The following is a 21,224-nucleotide window of genomic DNA, read 5'->3' on the forward strand; positions in this document are numbered from 1 at the left end:
CTTAGGTACACTAGGTAAAAAGGAAAGGATAACCGTTTTGAAGTTTGATTTTAAACTGCAGCATCATGCTGAAACAGCCCGAGCAGCCCAGCTGGCAATCGGTCGCCAGACGCTTGAGACGCCAAGTCTGATCATGCCTGCACCGGCCTTAACGGTTCATGATCTAGCGTTAGCGGAAGTCAAACGATCCCAGATCAAGGGACTTAGCGTCGATGAAAGCATCGTCTCGCAAAATCCTGGAACCGAAACAGTCCGTGATTTGGGCGGCCTGCATCGTTTCATGGCTTGGGATGGTCTGGTGATTGCCAAGCCAGGTGATTTTCGGCATTTGCCATTGGTCAAGAAGAATCATCTGACTAAAGACGGCGTGCGTTTTCATGACGTCAAGACGGGTGCAGTTCGCTTGATGACGCCGCAAACGGTAATTGAATCACAAACCGAACTGCAGCCGGATATCATGCTGATGCTGAGCCAGACGCCATCTTATTATGCACCGTATGACTATGTTGAAAAAGCCGTGGCAATCAATTCTGCCTGGGCAGCTGCAGCCATTCAGAAACTGACTGCTGATTCGCCGGCGTTGTTTGGCGTGATGCAAGGCGCTGGGTTTGCCCAGTTAAGAAAACAGAGTATTGAGGCTTTAGCTAAAATGGATTTTTCCGGCTATGTAATCGGTGGCTTAAGCGATATTGACAATGACAAGGAATTTGATCGCGTCTTGAAGCTAAGCGTCGATCTGCTGCCTGCCGATAAGGCACGGATGGTGGTTGACATTCAATCGTCAGCACAGCTGGTCAGCGCGCTTAAAAACGGCATCGATCTGATTGAAACCTCTTTACCGACTCATTGGGGACGCTATGGCAAGGCTTTAACCGCTCAAGGACTGCTGCCGATTAAAAAGGCGCGTTTTGCTGCTGACCCACAACCACTCGCTGAAGACTGCCATTGTCCAGTCTGTGAGCAATATTCAAGAGCCTATCTGAGACATCTGCTGCATATGGATAATTCCGTTGGTCCGCGCTTGATTAGTCAGCATAATCTTTGGTATCTGCGGCAGCTGGTAAGTCAGGCTCGTTTAGCGATCATGCATGATCAACCCATCACGGCGATTTTTGAGAACCTGATTTAGAAAAAAACGTTTCATTCAGTCAGCTGACGGTCTTTTTGATTGAACCAGTGGTATTTGTGTCGTTTTTTTGGTAAAGTTGTTTATTGAGCATATAATTATAATTTACTAAGAGAGGATGAACGGCAGTGGAAATTTTAGCTGCAAGCAGTACCGGATCTGGAATGTCTAGCATCATCATTATCGTTTTGATGATTGCCTTCATGTATTTCTTTATGATTCGGCCACAACAAAAGCAACGTAAAGAGCATCAATCAATGGTAAATCACTTGAAGAAGGGTGATCAGGTCGTAATGATCAGCCGTCTGCATGGGGTGATTGATGAAATCAATACTACCGATCAAACGGTAACGATTGATTGTGAAGGCGTCTACTTGACTTTTGACCTTTCCGCAATTGCACGGGTAATTCCAAGCAAGACCCAAGCTGCTGAAGCCCAACCTGCCAGTCAGGCTGCGGCCAGCGAAGAACCAGCCAGTGAAGCTAGTGAGGCTCCGGCCAGCGAAGCCGCACCAGCCAGTGAATCGGCTGAAGCTGCTGATGATCAAAAGCCGGCTGAAAGCGACAGTGCTGACGCGGACAAGTAATCCGTAACTCAACGCTAAAAATCCTGATGGGCAAACAGCTCATCGGGATTTTTACGTTTAAGGAACAAGCAAAAAACGCTAATTGCTGATATACTGGTGAATGGTTTTAAAATAGCAATTTATTTAATATGCAAGGAGGATTTTGTTAAATGGACGAGTTAACGTCAATTCTTGAACAGATAAAAAAGTACAACAAAATCATCATTCATCGCCACCAGCGTCCTGATCCCGATGCAATCGGCTCGCAAGTTGGCTTGGCTGAGATTTTAAAGGCTTCGTTTCCCTACAAGCAGGTCTACGTCGTTGGCAAACACATCCCAGGATTTGATTGGATCGGTACGATGGATGAAATTGAAAGCGACGTCTATGACGATGCTTTGGTGATCGTGACTGATACGGCCAACGCTCCCCGCATTGATGATCGGCGGTTCAACAATGGCGATGAGCTGATCAAGATCGACCATCATCCTAATGACGAGCCTTATGGTGATTTGATGTGGGTTAGAGACGATGCTTCCAGCTGCTCGGAAATGATTTATGAGTTTTATGAACGTTTCACAAACGAACTGAAGCTGCCGCAAAAGGCTGCTCATGCTCTGTATGCTGGAATCGTTGGCGATACGGGTCGTTTTTTGTATCCGGCAACGACGCCCAACACGATGCGGATTGCGGGTGAGCTGATGGCTGCCGGTGCGGATGCGGCAACAATCTGTCAGCGTGAGGATACGATTACGCTGCCCATGGCTCGCTTATCGGCATACGTCTATGAAAACATGACTCTATTGGAAAGCGGAGCAGCCTATGTAGTCTTGACCGATGCAATCTTGAAGCGCTATGGCTTGACTGAAGCTGGGACTTCGGCTGTCGTGCCTTTGCTGGGCAAGATTCAAGGAGTCAAGGCATGGGCAATCTTTGTTGAACAAGAGGATGGCCATTATCGGATTCGTCTGCGCTCTAAAGGTCCTTTTATCAATGAGCTGGCCAAAAAGCATCAAGGCGGCGGTCATCCATTAGCCAGTGGTGCCAAGGCTCGTGATGAACAAGAAATCAAAGAAGTGGTCAGTCAGCTGGATGAGTTGGCTGCCAATGCCTAACCAAGAAAGGAAATCCAACCTCAATGACTGAAACATTTGCTGATTTTCATTTTCAACCTTTTTTAATGGAGGCCTTAAAAGATCTTCATTTCGTTAAGCCGACACCGGTTCAAGAAAAAGTAATTCCAATCGTGCTTGCCAATAAGAGCGTGGTTGGTCAGTCCCAGACCGGGAGCGGTAAGACGCATGCTTTTTTGCTGCCGATTTTTGAACAGCTGGACGCTGAAAATCAAAACGTGCAGGTTGTAATTACCACGCCCAGTCGTGAACTGGCTTACCAGATCTATAACGCAGCCAAGCAGCTGAATCGGTTTGCACCGCAAAAATTTACGATTCACAATTACGTTGGGGGTACCGACAAGCAGCATCAGATTGAGCAACTGCAGCGCAAACAGCCTCAGCTGGTAATCGGTACGCCGGGGCGCATTCTGGATCTGATCAATTCGCAGGCTTTGGATATTCATACTGCTCACCGCTTTGTCGTTGATGAAGCTGATATGACGCTTGACATGGGCTTTTTGGAACAGGTTGACGGCATTGCCAGCCATTTTCCAGAAGACTTGCAGATGATGGTCTTTTCAGCAACGATTCCTCAAGGGCTGCGGCCATTTTTGAAGAAATATATGGAAAATCCCGTTGTTGAAGAGATTCCTACTGAAACGGTAATCAATCCCAATGTCGATAACTGGCTGATGTCGACTAAAGGTCGCGATAAAAATGAGATGCTCTATCAGCTTTTGACGCTGGGGGATCCATACTTGGCACTAGTTTTTGCTAATACGCGCCAACGAGCTGAGGAAATCACCAACTACCTGCAGCAGCAAGGCTTAAAGGTTGCCTTGATTCATGGCGGCCTTGAGCCAAGAGCACGGAAACGAATCATGCGCCAGATTCACAACCTTGACTATCAATATGTCGTTGCGACTGATCTGGCTGCACGGGGAATTGATATTGATGGCGTATCGCTGGTAATCAATGACGATATCCCAAGTGATCTGGAATATTTTGTTCACCGCGTTGGTCGGACGGGGCGTGCCAATATGAAGGGGACGGCGATTACGCTGTATGCCCCGGCAGAAGATGAGATGATTGCCAAATTGGAAGAGCGCGGCATTAAATTTACTCCAAAGACGTTTAAGAATGGGCAGATTGTGACGACCTATGACCGCAATCGGCGGAAAAACTATCATCGTCGCAAAGAAAGTCTTGATACGACGCTGCGTGGCTTCGTCAAGAAAACCAAAAAGAAGGTTAAGCCTGGCTACAAGAAACGGATCCAGCGTGCGATCAAAGAAGATGAGCAGGAAAAACGCAAGCTCGCCAAGCGTCATGAAATGCGTAAGGCAAAACGCCAGCGTCAGCGTCAGCATCGCCGCGAGCGGGAAAATAATGGTCGTTGATTTTTAAGGTCAGCTCGCTTATAATATGGACTGTTTGGGATATGCTTTTTGATGTGAGCTTTCAGAAACGTTTTGGCTGCTGTGAAAAACGACGATCATCATTAGGTGCTCCCCAGATTCACAATTCAACAATCAGCTTCCGAAATTCGGAAATTTAAAGAGGTAAACGAAATCCATCGTTGCAAGCAGAGTGGTACCGCGTCAAAAGGCGTCTCTGATTCGCAAGGATGGGTTTTTGTTTTTACCAGGAAAGGAAGATAACATGAGCAAGGAATTAAAGCACCTCAATAGTGCCCAAGTACGCCGCATGTACCTGGATTTCTTTATTCAACACGGTCATACCGAAATGCCAAGTGCCTCTTTGGTGCCGGTTGATGACCCAACGCTGCTCTGGATCAACTCTGGGGTTGCTACGATGAAAAAGTACTTTGATGGGGAGGTCGTACCTAAAAACCCGCGGATGACCAGCTCGCAAAAGAGTATTCGGACCAATGATATTGAAAACGTTGGTAAAACGGCGCGTCATCATACGATGTTTGAAATGCTGGGTAATTTTTCGGTTGGCGACTACTTTAAAAAAGAAGTCATTCCTTGGGCTTGGGAGCTGCTGACCAGTGACGAATGGTTCGGCTTTGATCCTGAAAAGCTGTACGTTACTTATTACCCAAAAGACAACGATGCTCACCGCTGCTGGCTGGAAGCCGGGGTTGCCGAAGATCACCTGCTGGCCAACCAAGACAACTTCTGGGATATTGGTCAAGGTCCATCTGGTCCTGATACGGAAATCTTTTATGACCGTGGCCAGGAAATGAACAATGTACCTGAAGATGATCCAGAAAACTACCCTGGTGGTGAAAACGAACGTTATCTGGAAATCTGGAACATCGTCTTCTCCCAATTCAATCACACGCCAGAGGATACCTATGAGCCGCTGCCACATAAGAATATCGATACTGGGATGGGGCTGGAACGGGTTGTCTCCATTTTTGAAAATGCGCCAACCAACTTTGAAACCGACCTCTTTATGCCGCTGATCAAACAGACTGAAGAATTCAGCGGTGTTAAGAAGTATGGTGTTGACAAGGATGATGACGTCTTCTTTAAGATCATTGCTGATCATATCCGGACGATCACGTTTGCAATCAGTGATGGTGCCTTGCCATCCAATGTTGGGCGTGGCTATGTAATTCGTCGTCTGCTGCGGCGCGCGGTCGTTGCCGGCAAGAAGCTGGGGATTGACAAGCCATTCTTGTACAAGCTGGTGCCAACGGTTGGCAAGATTATGGAATCATACTATCCAGACGTCTTAAAAAATGCCGACTACATTGCCTCAGTTATCAAGTCTGAAGAAGAACGCTTCAACACGACGTTAAACGGCGGCTTGAGTCTGTTAAACGACGTGATTGAAAAAGCCAAGGCAGATGGCAGCAATAAGATCGATGGCAAGACGGCCTTTAAGCTGTATGATACCTATGGCTTCCCAATTGAACTGACCAAGGAATATGCGGCTGATGAAGGTCTTAGCGTTGATGAAGCTGGTTTTGAAGCTGCCATGACCGAGCAGCAGAATCGGGCCCGCAAAGCTCGTGATATTGACAACGGGATGGGCGTTCAGACGGATGTTTGGACTGAATTCAAGGAGCCAAGCAAGTATGTTGGCTATACCGATCTGGAAGTTCAAAATGCCAAGGTAATCGGTTTGGCTCAAGCTGGTCAGCACGTTGAAGAGGCATTGCCAGGCGACAAGGATGTCGAGGTTATTTTTGACGTCACGCCATTTTATGCCGAGATGGGTGGCCAAGTTGCCGACACGGGGGACATTATCGACAACTTCGGTAATCTGGTTGGCCGCGTTGTTGACGTTCAGCACGCGCCAAACCAGCAAAACCTGCATCGGGTGGAGCTGCAGTCGCCATTGAAAAAAGGTGCCCGCTATGCACTGAAGGTTGATCGGCTGCGTCATTTGAAGATTGAAAAGAACCATACCGCTACGCACCTGCTTGATCAGGCTCTGCGCAACGTTTTAGGCGGACACACGCAGCAGGCCGGTTCTCTGGTTGAACAGCACTACTTACGCTTTGATTTCAACCATTTTGGCCAGGTAACGGACCAAGATCTGAAAGCTGTTGAAGATATGGTCAACGAACAGATCTGGAAAGAAATCCCGGTAACGACGGTTGAAACCGATCTGGAAGCTGCCAAGAAGATGGATGCCATTGCCCTGTTCTCTGACAAGTACGGTGACAAGGTACGGGTCGTTAAGATCGGTGATTACAACACTGAATTCTGTGGCGGCGATCACGTTAAGAACACTAATGAGATCGGATTGTTTAAGATTGTTTCTGAAGGTGGGGTTGGTGCCGGCGTACGGCGGATCGAAGCCGTTACCTCAAGCGATGCCTTCAAGTTCATGCAGGAACATGACGATCTGCTGACACAAACCGCTGGTGAATTGAAGGTTGCTCAGCTGAAAGAAGTACCGCATCGAGTTGAAGAACTGCAAAGTCAGCTGAAAGAAGCTCAAAAGCAAAATGAGGCTTTGGAGGCCAAACTAGCTGCTCAACAAGCTAACGCGGTCTTTGACAACGTTCAAGATACTAAGCAGGGAACGCTGATTGCAGCGCAAGTCAACGTTGCCGGTATGGGACAATTGCGGCAGTTGGCTGATAGCTGGCGGGCCAAGCAGCTGTCTGATGTCTTGGTTTTGGCAACCGGCAGTGAAGGCAAGGCCAACATGCTGGTAGCCGTTAGCGATGACAAGACTAAAGATATCAAGGCTGGCGATGTTATTAAGGCGATTGCCCCAGCGATCAACGGTGGCGGTGGCGGCCGTCCTAACCTGGCACAAGCCGGTGGCAAAAATCCGGCGGGAATTCCAACTGCACTAAAGCAGGCCGCCGAATATCTGAATAAATAGCTGCATGCAATTTAGAAGACGGAGTGTCAAAACGGCACTGCGTCTTTTTTCATTAAAGGTTGGTTAAGGAAAAGCTTGCTGATTGTGATTTATTAAGTGGTATAGTAGAATTAAATACTGATAAAGAAAGGTCGGGGGTGAAAAGATGGCAAGTGACAAGACCATGTTTTTTGACTTTGGCAAAGAAAAGCCAAAAGACGTCAAAGAAACCTTAAATACTGTATACCGAGCCTTAGAAGAAAAAGGCTACAATCCAATCAACCAAATCGTTGGTTATCTGCTTTCTGGCGATCCAGCCTATATTCCACGCTTGAATGATGCCCGTAACTTGATTCGTGAACATGAGCGTGATGAAATCATTGAAGAACTCGTGCGCTTCTATCTGCAGCATAATGGAGACGCCAAATGAGACTCTTAGGACTGGATGTCGGCTCTAAGACAGTTGGCGTTGCTGAAAGCGATCCACTAGGCTGGACGGCACAGGCAGTAGAGATCATTCCGATTGATGAGGAAGCCGGCGAGTTTGGTCTTGATCGGGTGGCAGAACTGGTTAAAAGCCGGCAGATTGCTGGTTTTGTGATCGGCCTGCCGAAGAACATGAATAATACCGAGGGACCACGTGTTGAGGCATCACATCATTATGGCGAGCTGCTGGTAGAAAAATTTGGCCTGCCAATTGATTTTCAAGATGAGCGTCTGACTACGGTTGAGGCTCATCGAATGTTGGTCGAACAGGCTGATATTTCAAGACGCAAGCAAAAGAAAGTAATTGACGAGCTGGCTGCAACGCTGATCCTGCAAAACTATCTCGATCGGCATGGCAAGTTGGTTCAAAAGCTATAAAGAGCGATAAAGGAGTTACTTATGAGCGAAAATCAACCACGCGACAATGAAGAGATTTTTACGCTGGTCGACGAAAAGGGCAATGAAGAGCTCTACAAAGAAGCAATGCGCTTTAAGTCCGATCAAAACGGCAAATGGTATATCTGTCTTTACCCATTGGATGAAGAAAATGCCGATGAAGTTGATATTGAGGCCTTTTCATTTGAACCAGCCAGCGACATGGATGGCGTTGACAGTGGCGACATTCAGCTGATGCCAATTGAAAGTGATGAAGAATGGGCAATGGTTCAAGAAGTGCTTAATACGTTTATTGATGATGAAGGCAATTTCAATGCCTAAGTCCGACCAGAGAGGCTAAAAGAGACTTTTTTAGCCAGCTCAGGTTAAGATATCGGGACCTGGCGTGCGGTTTATCCGGATGCTGGGTCTTATTTATTATTGATTGAATTGATACTGTAGATTAATGAGGCCAGAAAATGATTTTAACGACAGTAATTTTAGTTCTCTTGATTGGCTGCTGGGTTAATGGCACCAACCGTGGCCTATTAGGCATGCTGATCTCGACTTGTACCTATTTGATCAGCTGGCTGGCCGCTAAAGTAGGGGCGCGCTTTTTGGGCGGTGCATTGGCTGAATTTCTGCCCCAGATTGGCAGCAATACTACCGGCTCGGTTAGTGGCAGTCTCTTGAGCAGTATTGATCCAACTTCTTTTTTCTATAATGGCTTGGCCTTTATGATCATCTTCAGCACGATTTCTTTTTTTGGACATTGGCTGCTGAAAAGAACCAACTGGCTGAATCGTCTTCCTGTACTTGGCTCGGCTAATCGTTGGGCTGGCGGGGCACTGGACGTCTTGGTCGGCTATTTGATTATTTTTATGTTTTTGATGGTTTTTCAGCTGTTTCCTAGCGAATGGTGGCAAGAGCAGCTTGCTCAATCGGGAATTGCTCAGCTGATGATCAGGGATACGCCGGGGATGGCCAAGGCAGCTCTTCAGCTATTGGGATAGATCGGCATCAGTCTTTAAAGCTTAATAGGTGCTTGATACGGACTGAAAGGAGTTTTAAATGAACGAAAAAATTTTAGAAACATTAGAATTTCAGCGAATTAAAGATCAGCTGGCAAAGTATCTGGCATCGGCAACCGGCAAGCAGGAACTTGCTGAGCTGATGCCGCAGTCTGATTATGAAACGGTACTTTCCTGGCAGAAAGAAACGATGGATGGAGCAGACATTCTGCGCTTAAAAGGCGGTATGCCGATTCCCAAACTGGCAGATGTTCGGCCGCAGATGAAGCGATTAAAGATCAAGGCCAGCTTAAATGGTGCCGAACTAGCGCAGATTGCCAAGGTCTTGCGGGCCAGCATGAGCGTCCAGCATTTTTTTGAAAGACTGCATGCCGAAAAAATCATGCTGCAGGTACTGCCTAAAGAAGTTGATGAATTGGTGACGATTCCTTCCATTACCAAGCGGCTTTTACAGTCAATCGATCAGGATACCGGTGCTGTTTTGGATGAGGCTTCCAGCAAGCTGCATGGGATTCGGCAACTGATTGCTAAAACTGAGGCTGAGATTCGCCAACAGATGGAAAAATATACGCATGGCAAAATGGCCAAGTATCTAAGCGAGCCGATTATTACGGTCCGCAATGAACGTTATGTGCTGCCAGTGCTGAGTCGTGAGCGAAGCCGTTTTGGCGGGGTAGTTCATGATCAAAGTGCCAGTGGTCAAACGCTGTATATTGAGCCAGCCAGTACAGTTGATCTGAATAATCGTCTGCGTCAATCGCAAATCGAGGAACGGCAAGAGGTCAGAAGAGTCTTGGCAGCTCTTTCAACGATGCTGGCTCCTTATCGGCTGGATATTCAGAATAATGCCAAGATTCTGGGACATCTGGATTTTGTCAATGCCAAGGCTAAAATGGCCCATGACACCAAGGCAACACTGCCTTTGCTCAGCCAAGCCGGTCAGGTAGTGCTGAAAAAAGCACGGCATCCATTGATTGATCCTAAAAAAGCCGTTGCCAACGATATCAAGCTGGGACAGGACTACCATGCCATCGTGATCACTGGTCCAAACACGGGTGGGAAAACCATCACCTTAAAGACGCTGGGGCTGATTCAGCTGATGGGACAGTCTGGCATGTTTATTCCGGCAGCTGAGGGCAGCACGATTGCAGTTTATGACGAGATTTTTGCCGATATTGGCGATGAGCAGTCACTGGAGCAGAATCTGAGTACGTTTTCTGGTCATATGGAAAATGTGAAGGCAATTCTAGATCAGACTACGGCTCACAGCCTAGTGCTGCTTGATGAGCTGGGAGCCGGAACTGATCCTAAAGAAGGGGCGGCTCTGGCAATGGCGATTTTAGACAAGATTGGTGCGTTAGGCAGTGACGTTGTAGTTACGACTCATTATCCCGAGCTAAAAGCCTTTGCCTATGATCGACCAGAAACCATTAATGCCAGCATGGAGTTTGACCAAAAAACGCTGCGGCCGACATATCGACTGCTGCTGGGGATTCCTGGACAGTCAAATGGGATTGCCATTGCCAAACGGCTGGGAATCGGTCAAGATGTAATTGCCGAGGCCAAATCGTTGGTCAGTGATGACAGCCAGGATCTAAACAAGATGATCGGCGAACTGGTTGAGCAGCGCAAACAGGCCCGGGAACGCAGCGAGAAGCTTGAGGTGCTTTTGACCAAAAATAAGGCAACGGAACAAGAGCTTAACGACAAGCTGACGCGGTTTGAGGAACAGCGCGAGAAGCTATATGAAGATGCTCGTTCCAAGGCTAACCATCAAGTCTCGCAGGCTAAGAAAAAAGCTGATCAGATTATCCATCATTTGCGCCAACTGGAGATTACCCAAGGCGGCAGCGTTAAGGAAAATGAATTGATCGATGCACAGGGAGCTTTAAATGCGTTACACCAAAATCCACGCCTAAAGCACAACTCAGTCTTGAAAAAAGCCAAGCAAAAGCGCGACCTGCATAAGGGGGATGCCGTCTTGGTCAAATCTTACGGTCAAAGAGGCGAGCTTTTGGAGAAACGCGGCAACCACAAATGGGAAGTACAACTGGGAATCTTGCGGATGGAAATTGACGAAAACGACCTGGAGAAAATATCCAAACAGCAGCTCGCCAACGCCGAAAAAGAGCGCGAACCCAAGCGTCGTCCAGTGCGTACGGTTCAAACGCGGCATACGTCAGCCCGCCTGGATCTGCGCGGTCACCGCTATGAACAGGCGATGAGCGAATTGGCTCAGTTTATCGATCATGCACTGCTTAATAATCTTTCACCGGTTACCGTAATTCATGGTAAGGGAACTGGTGCGCTGCGAAAAGGAACATGGGAATACCTGCGCAGCAATCCGCGCGTTAAGTCGTTTGCCTACGCGGCACCTAATGCTGGTGGCGATGGGGCAACGATCGTCTATTTACAGTAGAATAAGTTTATTAAGCGCGACTTATAAAAAGTAAGCAAAATAAGTGACGAAAATCAGCAGTTTTGGTATGATAAGATCATCAATCAATGAAGGGAGCCTTTATCATGGCAGTTAAAACTACAACCGATCAGACTTTTGAACAGGACACCCAGCAAGGCGTTGTCTTGATCGACTTTTGGGCAACGTGGTGTGGTCCCTGCCGCATGCAGTCGCCAGTCGTAGATGCCTTATCAGAACAGATGCCTGACGTTGCCTTTTACAAGATGGACGTTGATGAAAATCCGGCAACGCCTCAGCAGTTTCGGATTATGAGTATTCCAACCTTGATGATCAAAAAGGATGGTCAGGTGGTCGATCAGCTGATTGGCTATCATTCTGCCGACCAGCTCAAGCAGGTTTTGAATCAATACCTTTAAAATAAAAAGCATCGCTCAATCAATTTGATGATGAGTGATGCTTTTATTTTTGGGGAGCCTGCTTTTTATGACGAAAGCGGCGGCCCTTTTGAGAATCAGCTTCAGAAGCTTGTTCAGAGACGGGCTTTTCGATTTCAATAAATTCAGCCAGTTCCGTCCTTTCCGATTCAGCATCGGACTGAGGATCATTTTGAGCAAGAATTTCGACGTAGCTGCGTTTGTGCTCGATTACCTCGGCTTCAGTAACGGCACTAAGCTGAAATTCCAGTTCTTGGGCGAGAAAACCGGCCTCTAGAGAAAAAGAGGTTTCCTCTTTATCAACTGCCAGTCGCTCCTCAACGATGGGACCACTCAAACGCCAAACATGCTGAATTGAGTTTTTTTGACGCAGTTCGAGTTTTCCCATCCCCAGCTGCTCGGTTAAAACGATCAAGTCCTCAAGCGATGCTACCGGATACTCACGGGCCAGGTCCTTGCCAATCCAATAAAGAATGCCGTCAGTTTCTTTGCCGAGAATTGCTGGCAAAATCACATCGCGCATGGTGCCGGCAATTAAGCCGCGATGACTGTGTATCAAACGGTCGTAGGTTTTTTGACTCATCAGAAATACGATCCTTCCTTTTCGCAAATCATAATTCATTATAATAGAAAGTCAGACATTAGTTCCTTAAATATCGTTAAAAACTTATTTTAATTTGATACTGATGCTTTTTTACGATTAAAACGAGTTTGACTGCTGATTAGTAATTCATCAATTGATGATTTTAAGATCGGGTTTGCCGCAAAACTTGAAAATAACGACAAATAAATAGATAATGGAGTTTCAAGTATTTGGAAGAAAGGTGTTGCAATTATGGATAAACGGCCGATTGGGATTATGGATTCCGGCCTTGGCGGCTTATCAGTCATCCGGATCATGAACCAGCAGCTGCCCCACGAAAAATTGATTTTTGTGGGCGATCAGGGACATTTTCCATATGGTACGCGCACGCAACAGGACGTTTGTCAACTAGCCTTAAACATTGGTGAGTTTTTCAAGCGTCAAAACGTCAAGATGATGATCATTGCCTGCAACACGGCAACAGCAGCCGCCTTGTCAACTCTGCAGCAGAAGATGCCGTTTCCGGTAATCGGTATGATCGCTCCTGGAGCCAAGGGAGCACTGCAGCAGGAGCACCATGGTTCAGTAGGCGTGATCGGAACGGCGTCGACAATTAAAAATCATGCCTATGAAAAAGCACTGCATCAACTAGATCCTGATGTCTTAGTAGTTGAAAAAGCCGCGCAGCCATTGGTTTCAATCGTTGAACATGGTCAGACCGGAACCAGTCTTGCCAAACAGACGGTTGATGAACAGCTGGCAGTTTTTGATCAACAGCCGGTTGAGACCTTGATTTTAGGCTGTACGCATTTTCCGTTCTTGGCAGCTGAGATTCAACAAAAGCTCGGTAAGAAGGTAACATTGGTTGATCCCGCTAAAGAAGCAGTCAACAGTGCCGAAAAGTGGCTGATTAGTCACGATGCCTGCAATGATGCTGCGCTGCTTCCACAGAGCCAGCTTTACTCAACTGGCGACGTCAAGGTCTTAGAATCAGGGGCCAATCAGTGGCTGAGCAATTCGAACTATACGTGTGCACATTTGGAACTTTAAGAAAGGAAAGCAGTTATGGAAACCATTGTAGTTGCTACCAAAAACCCGGGTAAGGCGCGTGAATATGCTGAAATGTTGGCGCCAAAAGGAATTGAGGTCAAGACGCTGGCAGATTTTCCCGCTTTTGCAATTGATGAGGACGGTCAGACATTTGAAGAAAATGCGCTGATCAAAGCCCAGACAGCTGTTGAAAAACTAAACTTACCAGTTTTGGCGGACGATTCAGGATTGGTGGTTGACGCTTTAAACGGCGAGCCGGGAGTTCATTCGGCGCGTTATGCCAAAGACCATGATGATGCTGCCAATAATGCCAAGCTATTGGAAAAGATGGCTGGGGTAGCTGACGAAAAAAGAACGGCGCACTTCCACACGACCATTGTAGGTTTAAAGCCAAATGGGGCCCAACTGACGGCTGATGGGCGCGTTGATGGACATATTCTGCATGAATTAACCGGCAGCAATGGCTTTGGCTACGATCCGCTTTTTTATGTCGATGAGCTGCATTGTGCCATGGCAGAGCTGAACAGCGAGCAAAAAAACGCCATCAGTCACCGGGGTCGCGCCTTAGCGGATTTTATGAAGCATTTTAATGAGTGGTGGCAGGCATAGCCTGATCGACGATGACAGTTTAGGGGAGTTGATTTAATGAAAGCATTATTTGTCAGTGACAATCACGGCGATCGCGCGATTTTACAAAAAATAGCTGCTCGATTTAGCAATGAAGTCGACATAATGCTGCATTGCGGTGATTCAAACCTTGAGCCAAGCGATCCGGTCATGCAGCCATTTAAGACCGTGATTGGCAATACCGACTGGGGATTGGACTATCCGCAGTCTCAGTTGGCAGTCGCGGATCAAGAACGAATTTTGGTCGTGCATGGTCATCTTTATCAAGTCAATTTTACCTTGACGCCACTAATGCTGCTGGCTAAAGAGCAAAGAGCGACGATTGCAGCCTATGGTCATACTCATCAATTAGCCGTTGAGTTTAATCAAGGAACGCTTTATTTAAATCCGGGCAGCATCAGTCAGCCGCGTGGACAGTATCAAAATATTGGCGGAACCTTGGCGATTGTGACGGCTGACTCAAATAAGCTTGATGTTCAGTACTATGATCGCAGGATGCAGCCGATTAATGATCTGCACTTTGTCTTTTTACGTCAATAGACGATCATCTTGATTTGGAATAACAGTCGCATTTGACGTCCATAAGCATTACAATAAAAGCAGGTTGATGAAGGGATGATTTTTAAGAATGATTAACCAACAGATTCGCCAATTAATGATGGATCGCCGTGAAAAATTCATGATTCCAGCCAGCCTGGTTGCTACGGTCAATGAAGACAATTCACTGTATCATGCATTCTTGGTACTGACTAAGGATCATTATGCCAAGATCGTTGTCGTCGATAATGAAAGTCACTATCGCGGATTACTGTCGCTTTCAATGATTACCGATGAACTGTTAGAAACTGACCGAATCAATCTGGATAAGCTGCAGACGATGAAGGTCAGAGACGTTATGCAGACTGATGCCCCAGTGATTACTGATCCTTATGACGTGGAAGAAAATCTGCATCTGCTGATTGATCAGTCATTTTTGACGGTCGTGTCTGAACACGGTGAATTTACCGGCATCGTTACGCGTCGCGAATTGTTGAAGGCCGTTAACTATGCGGCTCACACGTTTGATCGGCATTTTGAGGTGCTTGATCTGCCAGAAACTGAAAATGTCTAAAAAAAGAGCAGCCTGACTTAGGCTGCTCTTTTTTTAGTGGGAAAAATCAAAATAATGTTCGATCGTATCCAAAACGCCGCTCTCTTGATTAGTCAGACGCGTTACGTTGGATGCGGCCAAGCGAATCGGCAAAGCAGCATTTTTCATAGCATAACTGTGAGAAGTCAGCGTAAGCATGCCCAGATCGTTTTCATTATCGCCAAAGGTCATGATTTCGTTTTGACGCAGATTGAATTGACTGGCGATTGCCATTAAAGCATTGCGTTTAGTAGCATGAGCATCACCAATTAATTCAGTATTGAAGCCTGAGTTTTCCATGATCAGATTGGCTGGCAGCAGATTGTCCAATTCACTGGTAACATCGGTAATATCAATATGATCGGCAAAATTTACCGAAATCTTAGTAAGCGGCTCGTCAAGCGGATATTTAAAAATGTCTTGCAGGTTGGGGACGCGTTTAACGTTTTCATAAAAAAGCTTGACGATGGCAAAATTTTTCTCATCCATGGATTGATCAACAAATGAGGTCGTTGGTCCTGAAATAACCAGCTGATTGATGTCGTCATCACCATACAGTCTGGTCAACGCGACCAAAACGGCCCTTAAGTCATCATGATGCAGCGGAAAGCAATCAATCAGCTCATCGCCATAATGAATTACCGAACCATTTTGCGAGATAAAAATCATCTGGTCGGCAACTGCGGCAAATTCTCGACGCAGACGAGGGTATGAGGAACCACTGGCTGCCACCAGCTGAACGCCATTTTTAGTCAGTTTGTCAAAGACTTTTTTAAAGCGGTGATGGTCGTAGTCGTGCTCATTATTTAAAAAAGTGCCATCCATATCGGTAGCAATTAAACGAATAGACATAGTCATAAACCTTTCTTGGTGAAGTTAGTCAAGCGAAACATGGGCATTGTTTAAAGCCGTCAGATAAGCTGCCAGACAGTCACTGGTCAATTGATATTCGGCATCATAAGTTGTCGTCAAAGCCACGCGGTAAACCAATGAGGCCTTGGCAGAAGCAGTTGCTGGAATCGTAACGGGACCAACGATTTTAGGAGCGGGATGCTTGCCGAACTTGCCCTGTGTGATTAGTTTTTGGTTGACCGCTGCAATGACTTTTTTGATCTCATCCAATGGCGCATTGGGACCAATAGGAATGTCGACGCTGGCATGCCAGGTTGAGCGGGAAAGATTGCTGACGGTAGTAATATTGCGATTGGGAATGTAGTTAAGCGTGCCATCCGCGCTGGTGACGCGGGTAGTTCGCAGTCCAATGCCAGAAACTGTGCCCTTAACCGTACCGATCACCACGACATCGCCAACGTCAAGCTGTTTTTCCAGCAAAATAAAAAAACCGTTGACCATGTCGCTGACGAATCCCTGTGCGCCAAGTCCCAAAGCAATACTAAAGATTCCGGCACTGGCGACGAGGGTTCCCACCGGTACGCCAATCAAAGAAAGCAGGGCATACAGCAGAAAGAAAAAGCAGGTATACCGATAAATATTGAGCGTCAGGGTGTGAAAGGTTGCCATGCGATGAGCGCCAAGCATGTTAAAACGTTTGGTATGACTAAAGGCGTAGTTGATGATGAGTTTGCCCGCCCAAAGAATCACGAAAAAAATAACGATCGTCAGTAAAATCGAAAATAGACGATTGACGATATTTTGGGCAATCTGGTCCAGATCGACGTTGGCAAAAGATTTAGTCAGCTGTTGGATCTGCTTGTTCATTGAAATCGCTCCTTATATAGATTCCAGACAACTATATCATAAGTCAACCGCTAATAATAATTAACAAAAAATTATGCGATATGTTAAACTTGGTGTAACTACAAAGGAGGAGCTTTTAAATGACTGCTGGACAAATTGCCGGCCTGATCGCGGCGATCGCGTTTGTAGTGCTGGTTTGTTTTATTGGAATGTTTTTGTCTCGTTTGGGCAAGACACTGGAAGAAACGACTAAAAGTATTGATGGATTAAGCAAAGACGTTGATGCACTTACTCATGAATTAGAAAACGTTTTAGGAAATACCAACGAATTATTGGAAGACTTGAACAAAAAGTCGTCAGAACTGGATCCGGCGGTAAAAGCCATTGCCGATCTTGGGCAGAGTGCCAGCGACGTTAACGCAGCGGCACGCCAGTTTACTGACAAGCTGAACGCGCAGCATGAAAGTGCCAAGCAGGGACGCCAGCTGTTGGCAAATGCCGGTAAAAAAGCAGCACTAAACCTGTTTAGCAAGCTGCATCGTTCCAAGGAAAACTAGTTTTGATTGGAGGATAAGCACATGACGAAAAAAGTTTTAGCTGGTTTTTTGGTTGGTGGCGCGGCCGCATTTGGAGCCTGGCAATCGCTGAGTGCCGATAAGAAAAAGCAGATTAAGCAGGCTGTGGCTGATAAGACGCATGATGCCGTTGATTATGCAACCGACTATGCAATCAATGCCTTGGATCTTGCCGATGGAATGGTGCAGGATGTTAAGGAACAGGCTGTTGATAAGTTTGGCGATAAATTTAGCGACTTGGCCGGCTCAGTAAAAAAAGGCGCTGATACGGTTAAAAAAAGTGCTGATCAAGCGGTCAATCATTTTACCAACGATGACTTTGACGAACAGACCGCTCAGATTAGAGAAGAACTTGCCAAAGCCCAATCCGACACCTCAAGCCAAGATGACATCGTAATCGACAAAACTGCGGATGCATCTGATGAAGATAATGACGCTGCTAGTCAGGATGATCATTCATCATCAAGCAACCAAGATTAAAAATTATGAATCGACAAAAAAGCACTTCACTTTTGCTGGTGAAGTGCTTTTGATTTGCAATTTATCTGCCAACGTATTGCAGTTCCTTTGTCGTATGAGTAAATGGCTCATTGCCATCTTTTGTAATATGGATGCAGTCTTCGATTCGGACACCGGCAAAACCTGGGATGTAGATTCCTGGTTCAATTGAGAAGCACATGCCAGGCTCAAGCAGCATGTCGTTTCCTTCCATGATTGAAGGAAACTCATGGTCGGTCATTCCCATTCCGTGGCCCAGACGATGAATGAAGTATTCGCCATAGCCGGCCTGGTCGATAATGTCGCGGGCAATCTTATCCAGTTCCGCGGCGGTCATGCCAGGCTTGGCAGCTTCTTGGGCAGCCAGCTGAGCCTCAAGGCAGACTTGATAGATGTCTTTTTGTTTATCATTAAGCGTTCCGACTGCCACTGTTCGAGAGGCATCGCTGGTGTAGCCGTCAACGTTGGTTCCCAAATCAAACAATACCAGCTCGTTGTCTTGAATCTTGGTGTCATTGGTAGCGCCATGTGGTTCAGCTGCATGGGCACCGGCTTGAATCAAGGTATCAAAACTCATATGCATAACGCCGTGTTTTTGCAGAGCATAGTGGATTTCAGCGGCAATCTGGTTTTCGGTTGCGCCGATCTTGACGGCATCAAAACCGACCTTAAAGGCGAAATCAGCCCACTTGCCATTTTCTTCCAGAATAGCAATCTCGTCTGGCGACTTGATCAAACGCATATGCTGAATCGTTGGCGTCATATCATAGTCAAAGCTGGCTTTAGGAAACTGCTCTTGTAAGGCCCGCAGTCGAGCAACGGTCAAAAAGCCTTGTTCAATCCCGAATCTGCTTGGAGCGGCAACGCGTTTCTTGACTTGTTCGGCAATCATCGCATAAGGCTGCTCATGATCGAGGTAGCCGTAAACGTCATAAGGCCAGCCAGTATCCTTGATGGCTTCTACTTCAAGTGCTGGTGCAAACAGGAAAGGATCGTGATCAGCAAAGACCAGCAGCGCCAAAACCCGTTCAATCGGATCGCTGCCAAAACCAGTCAGATATTTAATGGTCATTGGATCACTGAGATAGGCAACATCGAGCTGTGCTTCATTGACAGCTTGACGCAATTGTGATAATTTGTTCATTTGTCTTGCTCCTTATGCATAAGATGAGATTTTTTTAAGCAATTGTTAATATTATAGCATATTTGTTTATCATTACGTTTGCGCAAAACCGTTAATTTTGTTATATTGATTGCGGTTATGAAAAACCGATGAAAGCAACTAAAATCAACAAAGAAAGGGCTTATAAATTATGGAAAAACAATCAGTTACCATTTACACCGTGGCACGTGAAGCGCGTGTTTCCATGGCGACCGTTTCGCGTGTGGTTAACGGTAATCCCAACGTTAAACCAGAAACGCGCAAAAAAGTGCTCGACGTTATCAAGCAGTTAAACTACCGCCCGAATGCCGTTGCTCGTGGACTGGCCAGCAAAAAAACGACGACGGTTGGTGTTGTGATCCCAGATGTTACGAATGCATATTTTGCAGAATTGGCATTGGGGATTGACGATATTGCTTCAATGTACAAATACAACATGATTCTGACCAACTCAGATGCTGATGATCGAAAGGCGCTGCAAGTCGTTCGTGGGCTGATGGCCAAGCAGGTTGATGGTATTATCTTTATGGGGCATGACATTTCAGAAGAGCTGCGGCAGGAATTCAGCTCATCTAATGTACCGGTCGTTGTGGCTGGTTCCGTTACTAATGATGACGAGCTGCCAACGGTCCGGATTGATTATCAAGAAGCTGCCAAACAAGCCATTAAGTACCTGATTGAACGTGTTGATGGTCCGGTGGCACTGGTAGTAGGCTCAAAGGATAGTACCATCAACAAGCGTTACCGCATTGAAGGCTACAAGCAGGCTTTGCAGGAAGCTGGCAAGGATTTTGACGAAAAGCTGATCTTTGAGACGCATGATTCTTATGCTGAAGGCTACAAGCAATCTCAAGCTATTGCTGACAGTGGCGCCAAGGCAGCTTTTGTCAGCGATGATGGCGTAGCAGCGGGCTTGCTGAACGGTTTGACTGATCACGGCGTCAAGGTTCCTGATGAGTTCCAGATTGTTGCCTCAAACAACACTAAGACCACTGAGATTACACGCCCTAAGCTGACTACGATTACGCAGCCGCTTTATGATTTAGGGGCCGTATCAATGCGTCTATTGACCAAGTTGATGAACAGCAAGGATGAAGACAAAGAAGATGATGAATCCAAAGACGTTATTTTGGAACATGGTTTTGAAAAGCGTCAGTCAACGCGCTAGAAGGTGATTGATCTTTGATGTCTCGAGAAGAGATGCATCGTCAAAAACAACAGGCCGATGCTTCCGTTAAACAGCCGCGTCATCATCATTTTGGGGCGACCTTTTTGGGGATCTTGCTGACGATGGTGATAGCAATCGCGGTTTTGCTAAATGCAACGGTCTTGGATGCCGATTTTGCGGCTGATGAGCTGGCCGATTCGCCAATCAGCACGCAGCTTCAAGAAGAAGTCAATGGCAGTTTAAGCGAATATGGCGTTTCTGGCTCACTGCTAACAACCAAGGAAACGCACCGCTTGGTAAGGCAGGCAGTTAAACAAGTCTATGCTGGCAAGAGTATTAAGCTTGATCTTACCAATGTTGAAAAAAGACTGCAGTCAAAGGTTGATGATGAGCTGGGATCATATGGTCTTTCAACATCACTGCTCCCTTCTTCGGCAACCAGTGAGTTCAATCAGCAGCTGACGAACCAGGTCAACCAAAAACTGAACACCGATGAGGTACAGACGGCTGCCAAAACGATTACGACCGTTAAAACAGTCGTTAACGTTCTGTTGGCAATCAGTGGATTGGCGCTGGCAGTCTTAATTGTCTGGAGCTTATTTAAACACTGTTTTCTGGCCGTTTTCAGCTGGTCGACTGCCTGGTCAGCAGGACTGTACTTTGGCTTTGTCTGGCTGATCAAGCTGGGAATCAATCAGGCTGCTCAAGAACAACCAGACTATGCTTCAACGATTGCAACCATTGGCAATGACGTTTTAACCAGGGGATGGAGAATTGCCTGGCTGCTGTTGGTGCTGGCTTTGGTTGGCTGGCTTTTGCGCGGTGGGCTGCGAATTGTTCGTCGTCATTGATAAAGTCTTGAATTTGCCAGCTTAATTTGGTAAAA

Annotated in this window: 23 protein-coding genes; 19 read left to right on the top strand and 4 right to left on the bottom strand. The window is 46.5% G+C overall.

Going from position 1 to position 21,224, the window contains the following annotated elements:
- Positions 1-37: 37 nt before the first annotated feature.
- The 11 genes from H0G69_RS02430 (at position 38) to trxA (ending at position 11,830) form a co-directional block, all read left to right on the top strand.
- The gene (locus H0G69_RS02430; RefSeq protein ID WP_180305102.1) at positions 38-1,129 is read left to right on the top strand and encodes a tRNA-ribosyltransferase family protein; all 1,092 of its coding nucleotides are present in this window, start codon (positions 38-40) and stop codon (positions 1,127-1,129) included.
- A gap of 161 nt (positions 1,130-1,290) precedes the next feature.
- Positions 1,291-1,713 carry a preprotein translocase subunit YajC gene (gene yajC, locus H0G69_RS02435; protein WP_180305376.1) on the top strand — a complete coding sequence of 141 codons (423 nt, stop codon included), beginning with the start codon at positions 1,291-1,293 and terminating at the stop codon, positions 1,711-1,713.
- 149 nt (positions 1,714-1,862) lie between these two features.
- The gene (locus tag H0G69_RS02440; RefSeq protein ID WP_006500232.1) at positions 1,863-2,807 is read left to right on the top strand and encodes a DHH family phosphoesterase; all 945 of its coding nucleotides are present in this window, start codon (positions 1,863-1,865) and stop codon (positions 2,805-2,807) included.
- Between the two features lie 23 nt (positions 2,808-2,830).
- On the top strand, positions 2,831-4,207 hold the full coding sequence (locus tag H0G69_RS02445; RefSeq protein ID WP_180305103.1) for a DEAD/DEAH box helicase: 1,377 nt from the start codon (positions 2,831-2,833) through the stop codon (positions 4,205-4,207).
- A gap of 262 nt (positions 4,208-4,469) precedes the next feature.
- On the top strand, positions 4,470-7,124 hold the full coding sequence (alaS, locus tag H0G69_RS02450; RefSeq protein WP_180305104.1) for an alanine--tRNA ligase: 2,655 nt from the start codon (positions 4,470-4,472) through the stop codon (positions 7,122-7,124).
- A gap of 145 nt (positions 7,125-7,269) precedes the next feature.
- Positions 7,270-7,533, top strand: a complete 264-nt coding sequence (locus tag H0G69_RS02455; RefSeq protein ID WP_180305105.1) for an IreB family regulatory phosphoprotein — start codon at positions 7,270-7,272, stop codon at positions 7,531-7,533.
- Complete coding sequence (gene ruvX / locus H0G69_RS02460) at positions 7,530-7,967, top strand: Holliday junction resolvase RuvX (RefSeq protein ID WP_006500228.1); 438 nt, start codon at positions 7,530-7,532, stop codon at positions 7,965-7,967. Before H0G69_RS02455 ends, ruvX begins: the two co-directional genes overlap by 4 nt.
- A 21-nt stretch (positions 7,968-7,988) precedes the next feature.
- Positions 7,989-8,306, top strand: coding sequence for a DUF1292 domain-containing protein (locus tag H0G69_RS02465; RefSeq protein WP_006500227.1), 318 nt, complete (start codon positions 7,989-7,991; stop codon positions 8,304-8,306).
- 137 nt (positions 8,307-8,443) lie between these two features.
- Positions 8,444-8,977 (top strand): CvpA family protein, encoded by a 534-nt coding sequence (locus H0G69_RS02470; RefSeq protein ID WP_180305106.1) that lies wholly within the window; start codon positions 8,444-8,446, stop codon positions 8,975-8,977.
- Between the two features lie 58 nt (positions 8,978-9,035).
- Positions 9,036-11,414, top strand: a complete 2,379-nt coding sequence (locus tag H0G69_RS02475; protein ID WP_180305107.1) for an endonuclease MutS2 — start codon at positions 9,036-9,038, stop codon at positions 11,412-11,414.
- Between the two features lie 104 nt (positions 11,415-11,518).
- Positions 11,519-11,830, top strand: a complete 312-nt coding sequence (gene trxA / locus H0G69_RS02480) for a thioredoxin (protein ID WP_034540075.1) — start codon at positions 11,519-11,521, stop codon at positions 11,828-11,830.
- A gap of 43 nt (positions 11,831-11,873) precedes the next feature.
- Here the strand turns inward: trxA and H0G69_RS02485 are convergent, their stop codons facing one another.
- Positions 11,874-12,431 carry a YslB family protein gene (locus H0G69_RS02485; protein WP_180305108.1) on the bottom strand — a complete coding sequence of 186 codons (558 nt, stop codon included), beginning with the start codon at positions 12,429-12,431 and terminating at the stop codon, positions 11,874-11,876.
- Between the two features lie 252 nt (positions 12,432-12,683).
- On the opposite strand from H0G69_RS02485, the gene murI reads away from it, so the two are divergent.
- The 4 genes from murI (at position 12,684) to cbpB (ending at position 15,219) form a co-directional block, all read left to right on the top strand.
- Positions 12,684-13,481: a glutamate racemase gene (gene murI, locus H0G69_RS02490; RefSeq protein WP_180305109.1), complete on the top strand. Its 798-nt coding sequence runs from the start codon at positions 12,684-12,686 to the stop codon at positions 13,479-13,481.
- 15 nt (positions 13,482-13,496) lie between these two features.
- Positions 13,497-14,090 carry an XTP/dITP diphosphatase gene (locus H0G69_RS02495; protein WP_034540077.1) on the top strand — a complete coding sequence of 198 codons (594 nt, stop codon included), beginning with the start codon at positions 13,497-13,499 and terminating at the stop codon, positions 14,088-14,090.
- Positions 14,091-14,126: 36 nt separating this feature from the next.
- A complete protein-coding gene (locus tag H0G69_RS02500) occupies positions 14,127-14,648 on the top strand; it encodes a metallophosphoesterase (protein ID WP_128513058.1) in 522 nt (173 codons plus the stop codon).
- Between the two features lie 88 nt (positions 14,649-14,736).
- Positions 14,737-15,219 carry a cyclic-di-AMP-binding protein CbpB gene (gene cbpB, locus H0G69_RS02505; RefSeq protein WP_006500219.1) on the top strand — a complete coding sequence of 161 codons (483 nt, stop codon included), beginning with the start codon at positions 14,737-14,739 and terminating at the stop codon, positions 15,217-15,219.
- Between the two features lie 33 nt (positions 15,220-15,252).
- Here the strand turns inward: cbpB and H0G69_RS02510 are convergent, their stop codons facing one another.
- Together H0G69_RS02510 and H0G69_RS02515 are read right to left on the bottom strand one after the other, a co-directional pair.
- A complete protein-coding gene (locus tag H0G69_RS02510) occupies positions 15,253-16,089 on the bottom strand; it encodes an HAD-IIB family hydrolase (RefSeq protein WP_048345508.1) in 837 nt (278 codons plus the stop codon).
- A gap of 24 nt (positions 16,090-16,113) precedes the next feature.
- The gene (locus tag H0G69_RS02515) at positions 16,114-16,956 is read right to left on the bottom strand and encodes a mechanosensitive ion channel family protein (RefSeq protein WP_033934447.1); all 843 of its coding nucleotides are present in this window, start codon (positions 16,954-16,956) and stop codon (positions 16,114-16,116) included.
- A 119-nt stretch (positions 16,957-17,075) separates the two neighbouring features.
- Between H0G69_RS02515 and H0G69_RS02520 the strand changes: the two genes are divergently transcribed.
- Together H0G69_RS02520 and H0G69_RS02525 are read left to right on the top strand one after the other, a co-directional pair.
- A complete protein-coding gene (locus tag H0G69_RS02520; protein ID WP_034540080.1) occupies positions 17,076-17,492 on the top strand; it encodes a DUF948 domain-containing protein in 417 nt (138 codons plus the stop codon).
- Positions 17,493-17,513: 21 nt separating this feature from the next.
- Positions 17,514-17,990: a hypothetical protein gene (locus H0G69_RS02525; protein WP_180305110.1), complete on the top strand. Its 477-nt coding sequence runs from the start codon at positions 17,514-17,516 to the stop codon at positions 17,988-17,990.
- 61 nt (positions 17,991-18,051) lie between these two features.
- Here the strand turns inward: H0G69_RS02525 and H0G69_RS02530 are convergent, their stop codons facing one another.
- Complete coding sequence (locus tag H0G69_RS02530; RefSeq protein WP_180305111.1) at positions 18,052-19,152, bottom strand: M24 family metallopeptidase; 1,101 nt, start codon at positions 19,150-19,152, stop codon at positions 18,052-18,054.
- Positions 19,153-19,321: 169 nt separating this feature from the next.
- Between H0G69_RS02530 and ccpA the strand changes: the two genes are divergently transcribed.
- Together ccpA and H0G69_RS02540 are read left to right on the top strand one after the other, a co-directional pair.
- Positions 19,322-20,338 carry a catabolite control protein A gene (gene ccpA / locus H0G69_RS02535; protein ID WP_180305112.1) on the top strand — a complete coding sequence of 339 codons (1,017 nt, stop codon included), beginning with the start codon at positions 19,322-19,324 and terminating at the stop codon, positions 20,336-20,338.
- Positions 20,339-20,352: 14 nt separating this feature from the next.
- Complete coding sequence (locus tag H0G69_RS02540; RefSeq protein WP_180305113.1) at positions 20,353-21,189, top strand: hypothetical protein; 837 nt, start codon at positions 20,353-20,355, stop codon at positions 21,187-21,189.
- Positions 21,190-21,224 lie beyond the last annotated feature (35 nt).

Origin of the sequence: Limosilactobacillus mucosae, from assembly GCF_013423865.1 — a bacterium.
GTDB classification, from domain to species: domain Bacteria; phylum Bacillota; class Bacilli; order Lactobacillales; family Lactobacillaceae; genus Limosilactobacillus; species Limosilactobacillus mucosae.